Genomic DNA, 8,750 nt, shown 5'->3' with positions numbered 1-8,750 from the left:
GAAGAGGTGGATCAAAAATGATAGGAACCGTACCTCAAACATTAAAGGATATTGCAATTTCATTAAACATTCTAGTTCGTGCACAACCTGATTTTCCATTAGACCTGTATGCTGAAGTAAAAGCAGAAAAGTTGCTTGAGGTCATCACGCAACTAAAGGAAAAATACAACGTGACTCATCTGTCAACTATTATCGGACAAGATCAAGATGATGGATATCACCTACTTTATCCATTTTCGATAACCTTGTCTAATAACAAATGGGGGAAATTGATTCTTGACGTCACAGTTGATAAGAAGGATCCAAGAATAGACTCACTCGTTCCAGAAATTCCTGGTGCTATTCTGTATGAAAGAGAGGTCTATGATATGCTAGGAATTCAATTTACAAACCATCCTGACCTTCGGCGCTTACTAACAGCGGATTTCATGCCAGAGGATATATTTCCTCTCAGAAAAGACATTAGTTATGAAGAAATATTTGAGAGACTAGCAGAATCATTGAAGAAGAAGGAAGTTGGAGGAGTTGCTAGTTTAGGAGAAACAGAAGCCGCGGGGCGCCATATTGATTACGCTAGTGCAAGGAGGAGAGGACCAATGGGTGCATATATCGATTATGTTCCTGAAAGGTCAGATTTTGCTATTGCCATCGGTCCTCAACATCCGGCGCTTGAAGAGCCAGTTCGTTTTATTTTCCATGTTACGGGAGAAACGGTAAAAAAAGTAGATGTCCGTTTAGGATTCAACCATAGAGGAATTGAAAAAGCGTTTGAAAGTCGCACGTGGCTTCAAAATCTCTATCTGGCAGAAAGAATATGTGGTATATGCAGTAATTGTCACCAACTCTGCTACTGTCAAGCTGCAGAAAAATGTGCCAACCTGTCTGATAAAGTACCAGATCGAGCAAAATATATTCGCGTGATTATCGCTGAACTTGAACGTATTCATTCGCATCTATTATGGATTGGTCTCCTAGCCCACGAAGCAGGCTTTGATACATTGTTTCATTTTACGTGGCAGGATAGAGAACTTGTTATGGATATTCTTGAACTTATCTCTGGAAATCGAGTCAATTATAGTATGGATACTCTTGGAGGTGTTCGAAGGGATATTACTCCAGAGCAGATAGTTAAAATTATCCCAAAGCTAAAGGAACTCCGTAAAAGGGGCAAGCATCATCGAGAGGAATTACTGCATGAACGAAGCTTTCTTGCACGTCAAAAAGGCATTGCAATATTGTCAAAGGAAGATGCTTTACGCTTTTGTACAGTTGGACCTACCGCACGGGCGAGTGGTATCAAAAGAGATATTCGAAAAGCGGATCCTTATGCCGCCTATGATCAGTTTTCTTTTGATGTACCTGTCTTAACTGAAGGTGATGTTTTCAGTGGTTTGGAAGTACGGTTAGACGAAGTCTCCATCTCTATAGATCTGGTTATTGAAGCGCTTGAAACTTTGCCTCAAGGTGAACTACAAATTCGATTTCCGCGAAAAATTCCAGAAGGTCAAGGAATTAGTCGAGTCGAAGGCCCACGTGGAGAAAACATGCATTACGTCCGATCCATTGGAACCGATAAACCTGAGCGTCATAAAGTCCGTACTCCAACACTTGCCAACATTCCGAGTTTAGTTCATCGATTGACGGGTGTAAATGTGGCAGATCTCCCTCCTGTCATACGAGTAATCGATCCTTGCGTAGGCTGCATGGACAGAGTAACGTTTGTAGATTTAAAGAAAGGAAAAAAAGTTGAGTTGTTAGGCGAACAACTAATAAGTCGAGCAAACCGTGCATATCGTTCGGGTATTAAAGTTCTAAATTTTTAGACTGAGATTGACCAAAATGACATCTTTCAACCCAAGAGTAAAATATCCAATTTATATAGCAATATATGCCCTAGTTATAGCAGGCTTGTTCTTGTTATTTCAAGGATTTCCTGTGATAATTATCATTTTGAAGTATTTTATATTCCCAGGCATTCTTTTTTTGATCTCTGGAGCCTTGTTTTACGATTGGTATGAGCGTAAAGTCTATGCGCATATGCAAACGCGAATTGGTCCGCGATTTATTCAACCAGTTTTTGATGTTCTCAAACTCCTCGCAAAAGAAGACATTACTCCCGATGGTGTAGATAAGCCCGAATTCAGTATGATTCCCCCTTTTCAATTATTGATAGCCCTATTAATAGCGTTCCTTATGCCCGTGTATATTGCAGAAGGATTAATCTCATTTGAAGTTGATTTGATTTTCTTTCTATTCTTATTAGCAGTAATTGGTAGTTCAATATTGTTACTTGGATGGACGAGTAACAACCCATACGGTTTAATTGGTGGATCAAGAGCAGCGGTTGCACAATTTTCGTTTGAAATTCCATTAACAATCGCATTTATTGGGCCAGCTATTTTAGCAGGTTCACTTCGCATATCAGATATCGTTAGAAGCAAGTTCAATTTAATCGATCTTCCTCTAAATGTAATCTTTCAAAGAAATGGATTTACTATGATGCATTTATTGTATCTCATTCCTCTTTTGATCCTCTTTGCAATCGCCATTTTAGCCGCTAATGCTGTCCTAGAAAAAGTTCCATTCGATCCTGAGCATGCTGAAGTAGAGATTGTTGGTGGTTGGATGGTAGAACTTAGCGGAAAAAAATTTCTATTCTGTCTTCTAGCAAATCGCGTGACTGAGTTTGCATTGGCAGGAATTATTGCAGCAGTATTTTTTGGCGGACCAGGCTTTAGCCCCTTTAACACATGGGTTAATGGCATACTATTTATTGGCTCATGGGACATTTTTCAATATCTAATTAATATAGTAACCTTTTTTATTAAGACTACAGTGATCGTGTTTCTTATTACATTGGTTCGTGCGATCCATGCCCGTTTTCGTATCGACCAACTAATTCGCTACTTTTGGCGATATTATTTGCCTGTCGCACTACTTGCACTCTTTATGATAGTTTTTCTAGTAGGAGTGATTTGAATATGGCGCAAATAAATAACCGCGTATTAATTGAAACAGTCGAAGATTTATTTAAGAAACCCCTCACTGTTCTATATCCGAGTGAACGTATAGAGATCCCTAAGGGATTCAGGGGTGCGCCAGAAGTTAACCCCGCCTTATGTACTGTTTGTTTAACTTGCGAGAAAGTCTGCCCTTCACATTGTATTAGTATAGTACAAATTGAGCCTGATGAATTATCTGATCTTGGCATCTCTCCGGAAAAAGGAAAGCCTTTTCGTTTTTCAATTAATCTCGGACAGTGTTTACGTTGCTCCCAATGCCAAGAATCTTGTCCAGTAGGTCTTAAGGGTCAACCTGCCATCTTCTTAAATCCTGATCGATGGAGACAGACGTATTTTAATCCTAAAGATGCCATAGAAACTAAAATTGTTTATAGAGGTAGAAAAGAAAAATGAACCCGCAAAGGAGATGATTGTATGGCAACACCTGAAATCATTTTTCTGGCTTTATTTACCTTGGTTATGGCGATTATAGCGCTTGAATCAGAAAAAATATCACGTGGAATTGTAGGCCTAGCGCTATCAGCCTTCGGGATCGGGGCCATTTACTATTTAGTTGACGCGCTCTACGCTGCTCTTTTTCAACTCTTACTTTACGCAGGAGTCTTAACAGTCTTGATCATGGTTGTCGCTTCAACTTTAGCCGAACAATCTACTGGAAAGACCGTTGAGAAAGATCAAGTCATCGGAGAGGTGAAGTAATGAGTTACAAAAAAATGTTCGGAAAAATTGGAATAACCCTAGTTTCTTTTTTCCTTGTATTATTCCTCCTAAACTCACTAGGATCAGGAATGTGGGCTGAGACGCTATCAACTGTCAATCGTGGAACTGCTAATGAAGTGAGTTTACGTTTATTGTGGACAACCGTTGTAACTGCGACTATAATTCAGGCGTTTGTATTCTACGTAGCACTTTTAGGAATGAATATGGTGTTTAACCCTCTGATAAAAAAGAACCAGCAGGAAGATGAGCAATAATGAGCATTACTTTCGATTCTTTCACGGATTTTGAAGTTTTACTTGCATTATCTTTTATTATGCTATTAATGGGGTTTTATGGCCTAACTACTAAACGATCAGCGATCAGAGTAATCATGGCATTAGAAATGCTCGTCAGTGCACCCAATATTGTGTTCATTGCATTTGGATTCACTCAAGGTGTAAATGTGGATCCACAAACACAGACATTTGTCCTGATTACACTATCAGTCGGTGCTGCAGTCGTGGGACTTGCATTAGCCTTTATACGAAAAGTGTACGAACATTTTCAGACCACTGAAATTGACGATCTTACAACACTCAAAGGCTGAGGTGTCTAAAAATGGCAAGTTGGCATATAAACACATTGCAAAGCGTCTTTCTTCTGTTTCTTCAGCCTTGGTTTTCAATATTTGCTATTCCCATTCTCGGAGCGGTCATTTCTGCAATTATTGGAAAATTTAGTACAGAGATAAGTAACTATTTTTCGGTTGCTACGATTGGTATTTCAGCACTTCTTGCAAGTTACCTTGTTTTTGCGGGGAATTGGGAAGAACAGGTAATTCTATTAAACCCTACGGTATTTAATTATAACATCCATGGGTTCTTCAACAATTCCATCATGGTCGATCCTTTGGGGGCCTTTGTCGCACTCATTGCAGCTGGTTTGGGTTTTTTAATTGCCCTATTTTCCTTAGAATACATGAAGGATGATGATGCACAAGGTCGATATTATTTCTTCCTACAACTTTTCGTAGGCGGAATGGTTCTTTTTGTTCTTGCAGGAGATCTTGTAATCCTCTTTTTCGGCTGGAAAATAATGGGAGTTTGTTCTTATTTCCTGATTGCACATTGGTTCCATAAACCTGACCCACAAGGTACACTATGCGCCAAATCTGGAATAAAAGCATTTCTCATGACATTTGTTGGCGATATCGCTCTTCTAATTGCGCTTGGAATCCTCTGGCTAGAATTAAACACGATAAATATAAAAATAATTACGGTAGAATTTGCTACCAACGTATCACCAGATCTTCAAACACTTGTTGCGCTATTCATTTTGCTCGGCGCTATTAGTAAATCTGCTCAATTTCCTCTCATTACTTGGTTAAGTAGCCCTCGTCGAATTAATATTGATGCAATGCAGGGGCCTACAACGGTTAGTGCACTTATACATGCAGCTACGATGGTAAAAGCTGGAGTATATCTCCTATCACGATTTTACAACGTCTTTGGTCCAACTGAGGTGGAACCTTTTTTCATTACCATTGCCTTCATAGCCGCTATTACCGCTATCATTAGTGCCGCCTCCGCCTTGGTCTCTATTGATATCAAACGAGTATTGGCATATTCAACAGTTAGTCAAATTGCTTATATGTTCATGGGACTTGCAGTTGGTTATTTAGCGTATTATGAGAACCAAGCCATTAGTATTGAAGGTTTTATGGCCACTCAGTTTCATTTATTGTCTCATGGTCTCTTCAAAGCACTCCTCTTTCTATCGGCTGGAGCAATCATTCATTCTCTGCACGATGAACGGAACATCAAACATATGGGTGGATTGAAAAATGACTTGCCAGTTCTTCACTGGTCAACATTAATAGGAGTATGTGCCTTAGCGGGTGTTCCTTTCCTCTTTAACGGTGGATATAGCAAAGAGGCAATATTAGGTAGCGCAATCAATTACGCTTCAAGTGGTGCGAGACTAGCTTCCCTTGGTTGGATAGTCTATGGCGCTGGTATAATAACCGCGCCTTTAACAGCTATATACGCGTTTAGGTTTTTTTTCTTGATTTTTTATGGCGAAAAGCCAGAAAAATTGAAAATCTACAAGCCAGGGGCAATAATGCGAGGAGTTACAAGTTCTTTAGCAATCCTTGTCATAGCAACTGGGTTTCTTGGACCAATTCTCCTAAATAACTATTTCGAACCTATGTTCGAGCATGTGGCATATCATAACCCACTGAGATATATACCCGATCTCGTACACCAGCCAATGGCATTTTTCAACATGATTCTGGCAATCTCGCTAGTAGCTGTTGGATTTACCATTAGTTATCTCATCTACTATAAAGGCCCTAGAACCATCATGCCAACAGTACGGAAATATTGGGTTCTTAGCGCTTTTTATAATATCGCTGAAGAAGGATTTTACTTAGATGTGCTTTACAACGAGTTACTGGACTTATTCATGAGGGTCACTTGGAAATTACGCAAATTACAATCTGGTGATCTCAATTACAATACAGTAGGAATAGTTGTGGTTCTTCTTGCAATTCTTATTGCTTTTATACTCTTTTAGGTGATAATAATATGATTGAGATAATAGGATTTAATATATCATTGCTTTCCTTCGTTTTTGTCCCCCTTCTAAGCTCTTTTCTTCTTATGTTCATAGAAAGACTACTAAAGACTTCCTGGTTGAAAAAGAAGTTAGTACATGCCATTGCGTTTATTGGAGCATCAATTAATATGTTATTGGCGATTTTGTTTAGCAGTTCAATTTTAATAACAGGAGAGAAATTCTTTAAAGAGACATCTTTCCTTGTCTTACAGGCAGATATGACCTCTCTCTTTTTTATACTAATCTTTACAACGATCCATTTTGCGGTTAACATTTATTGCATAAATTTTATGGATTCCTATGAAGACTTAGCATATTTCTATGCTTTGTTGTTTGCAGTAATAACCGGTCTTAATCTGGTAGTATTGGCAGTTGATTTTTTCACCCTGTTTATCGCATATGAAGGAATGGTTCTAGGTAGTTATAGTATGGTTAGTTATTATCGTAGCAAAGAATCGTCAGAAGCAGGGTTTAAGTACTTAGTGATGAGCTCAACGGGGAATATGTTAATTCTTTTTGGATTAGCTCTACTGTATGGAGCAACCAGTAGGCTAGATTTTGTTTATTTTGAAACAGCAACCCTGCAAAATAATCCTATGACCTCAGTGACACTCATTTTGATGATCGTAGGATTTGGTGTCACTGGGTCAATGTTTTTCCTTAATACTTGGCTTCCGGATGCTCATCCGGCTGCACCTGCACCTGCAAGCGCGATGCTCTCAGGAGTTGTTGTCATTGCAGGGACGTATGGTATATTAAGAACACTTACACTACTTATCATTCCGTTAAACATCAGTATTGGCGGTAACTGGGGCAATCTATTGATGTCTGTTGGCATTATTACCTCATTACAAGGAAATCTTTTTGTTCTCATCCAATTCAAGAGATCAGATTCACACGCACGAAATTTCAAACGCATTTTAGCATTTTCCACGATCACACATATGGGCTACCTTATCACAGGCCTTGGTGCTGCAAATATTATGGGGTTAAGCGGGGTCCTATTACATGCCCTCAACCATGCTATTGCAAAAAGTTTGTTGTTTATGATTGCCGGATATCTCATTTTTTCAACGGGTTCGCACTCCCTTGATCACTACAAAGGACTTGGAAGACGAGACCCAGTTATTGGATCATGCTTGGTGATTGGTCTTTTTTCACTAGCTGCGATACCTTTCACCGGTGGTTTCTGGTCAGAATTGCAAATTATCCTAGGTCTGTTCGAAAATGGCAGTCCCATCGGCATAATTGCTGGTTGGAGTATGCTAGTATTTACTTTTTTTGCAGCAGCCGGTTACCTATGGATCATTAAATATATTGTCATGGATAAATCAACTATGGAGGAAAAATATGTTCAAGGCTTCGACAATATGAATTTTAAGAATAGTGGGCTAATGAAGCTTGTTATTGTCCTTTTTGCCATCTTTATTGTTATTCTGGGAGTATACCCAGGCCCATTTATAGACTTTACTCTACGTGCTGCAAGTAATCTTCTTGGATAACTCCGCTTTTTTTACATAAGGGACTTTCTGCTTCACTTAAGAGATATATCCACAATTACTATATGTACAGGACGAAGTAGCGGTTTTTTTCTACACTATCTGGCTATGAAAGAAAGTTTTCTTTAGACACATCATTTCTCATAATAACAGTGATGTTTTAAGAGAAATAGAATCAATTTTAGCTCAGACGTATTCTTTTCCTATTAACAACTCGCTTCTGGTGAGTGTCTTGTCCTCCCATTCCATGATCCACACGCCACCTCTAGGAACATGTGAATGTTCATCTTCTGTGCTCTTTCCTTCGAAATCACTCGGGGAAACCAACAGAATTATCGCATTAATCGGGAAACCGTGTGATACTGCCCAAATTGTGCTTCTATCGTATTTTATATGTTCTTTAAGCCATTTAGAAACTCTTTTTTTTACTTTCTCAAAACTCTCATCATATGTTTTTTCATCTAATCGTTCATCTACGATTATTTTACTGAATTTATTTGTTAGTAATTCCGCAGTTTCTTCTGTCCTCTTGTACGGAGAAACATATATTTTATCAGCCGGAAACTTCATTAGTTTGTTTTTGAGAGCGATTATTTGTGTTCGTCCTTCAAGCGAGAGAGGAGGACCAGGTGGTAAGCGATACTCTCCTTGCCAGTTTTCCTCTGTTTTTCCATGACGGATGAGCAAAAGTCTTGTTAATTTTGAATTGTTTGCTTTTTCAGTTTTCATCTATAATCCGACCGTTCCTTTCATCATAGACAGATATTAACAACTATTAACAACTATTAACACCGGTCTATCCACCCAGAGTCTGAATAGCGTTAAAGTAAGTAAATATAAGGCTTTTACTTGCCAAAAATTATGGGATAAATGATGAGAAAAATCCCTTTATACAGTCAAAGGCTGATTT

Annotated in this window: 9 protein-coding genes; 8 read left to right on the top strand and 1 reads right to left on the bottom strand. The window is 38.8% G+C overall.

Annotated features, from left to right (window positions below; all coding sequences use genetic code 11):
* The 8 genes from QVB70_RS10705 to QVB70_RS10670 form a co-directional block, all read left to right on the top strand.
* Positions 1–1,823: NADH-quinone oxidoreductase subunit C (locus tag QVB70_RS10705; protein WP_287585951.1), on the top strand; the 1,823-nt coding region annotated here is incomplete at its 5' end.
* Between the two features lie 16 nt (positions 1,824–1,839).
* Entirely contained in the window at positions 1,840–2,979 is a 1,140-nt protein-coding gene (locus QVB70_RS10700) for an NADH-quinone oxidoreductase subunit H (RefSeq protein WP_287585948.1), read from the top strand.
* Between the two features lie 2 nt (positions 2,980–2,981).
* Complete coding sequence (locus QVB70_RS10695) at positions 2,982–3,416, top strand: 4Fe-4S dicluster domain-containing protein (protein WP_287585945.1); 435 nt, start codon at positions 2,982–2,984, stop codon at positions 3,414–3,416.
* A 21-nt stretch (positions 3,417–3,437) separates the two neighbouring features.
* Positions 3,438–3,722 carry a hypothetical protein gene (locus QVB70_RS10690; protein WP_287585943.1) on the top strand — a complete coding sequence of 95 codons (285 nt, stop codon included), beginning with the start codon at positions 3,438–3,440 and terminating at the stop codon, positions 3,720–3,722.
* Positions 3,722–3,997 (top strand): hypothetical protein, encoded by a 276-nt coding sequence (locus QVB70_RS10685; protein ID WP_287585940.1) that lies wholly within the window; start codon positions 3,722–3,724, stop codon positions 3,995–3,997. Before QVB70_RS10690 ends, QVB70_RS10685 begins: the two co-directional genes overlap by 1 nt.
* Positions 3,997–4,329: an NADH-quinone oxidoreductase subunit K gene (locus QVB70_RS10680; RefSeq protein ID WP_287585938.1), complete on the top strand. Its 333-nt coding sequence runs from the start codon at positions 3,997–3,999 to the stop codon at positions 4,327–4,329. The genes QVB70_RS10685 and QVB70_RS10680 overlap by 1 nt, the downstream gene beginning before the upstream one ends.
* Before the next feature lie 11 nt (positions 4,330–4,340).
* The gene (locus QVB70_RS10675; RefSeq protein WP_287585936.1) at positions 4,341–6,299 is read left to right on the top strand and encodes an NADH-quinone oxidoreductase subunit L; all 1,959 of its coding nucleotides are present in this window, start codon (positions 4,341–4,343) and stop codon (positions 6,297–6,299) included.
* An 11-nt stretch (positions 6,300–6,310) separates the two neighbouring features.
* Positions 6,311–7,843: a complex I subunit 5 family protein gene (locus QVB70_RS10670; RefSeq protein WP_287585934.1), complete on the top strand. Its 1,533-nt coding sequence runs from the start codon at positions 6,311–6,313 to the stop codon at positions 7,841–7,843.
* Positions 7,844–8,026: 183 nt separating this feature from the next.
* Here the strand turns inward: QVB70_RS10670 and QVB70_RS10665 are convergent, their stop codons facing one another.
* A complete protein-coding gene (locus tag QVB70_RS10665) occupies positions 8,027–8,569 on the bottom strand; it encodes a phosphoglycerate mutase family protein (protein WP_287585932.1) in 543 nt (180 codons plus the stop codon).
* Positions 8,570–8,750: the final 181 nt, after the last annotated feature.

This window comes from Candidatus Borrarchaeum sp. (assembly GCF_019058535.1).
Taxonomy (GTDB): Archaea; Asgardarchaeota; Sifarchaeia; order Borrarchaeales; family Borrarchaeaceae; genus Borrarchaeum; species Borrarchaeum weybense.
The sequence above is the reverse complement of the archived record's forward strand: the minus strand, read 5'-3'. Positions and strand labels throughout refer to the sequence as shown.

Coding starts and splice junctions, on each gene's coding strand:
- QVB70_RS10700 (WP_287585948.1), top strand. CDS start 1,840: ATGACATCTTTCAACCCAAGAGTAAAATATCCAATTTATATAGCAATA.
- QVB70_RS10695 (WP_287585945.1), top strand. CDS start 2,982: ATGGCGCAAATAAATAACCGCGTATTAATTGAAACAGTCGAAGATTTA.
- QVB70_RS10690 (WP_287585943.1), top strand. CDS start 3,438: ATGGCAACACCTGAAATCATTTTTCTGGCTTTATTTACCTTGGTTATG.
- QVB70_RS10685 (WP_287585940.1), top strand. CDS start 3,722: ATGAGTTACAAAAAAATGTTCGGAAAAATTGGAATAACCCTAGTTTCT.
- QVB70_RS10680 (WP_287585938.1), top strand. CDS start 3,997: ATGAGCATTACTTTCGATTCTTTCACGGATTTTGAAGTTTTACTTGCA.
- QVB70_RS10675 (WP_287585936.1), top strand. CDS start 4,341: ATGGCAAGTTGGCATATAAACACATTGCAAAGCGTCTTTCTTCTGTTT.
- QVB70_RS10670 (WP_287585934.1), top strand. CDS start 6,311: ATGATTGAGATAATAGGATTTAATATATCATTGCTTTCCTTCGTTTTT.
- QVB70_RS10665 (WP_287585932.1), bottom strand. CDS start 8,569: ATGAAAACTGAAAAAGCAAACAATTCAAAATTAACAAGACTTTTGCTC.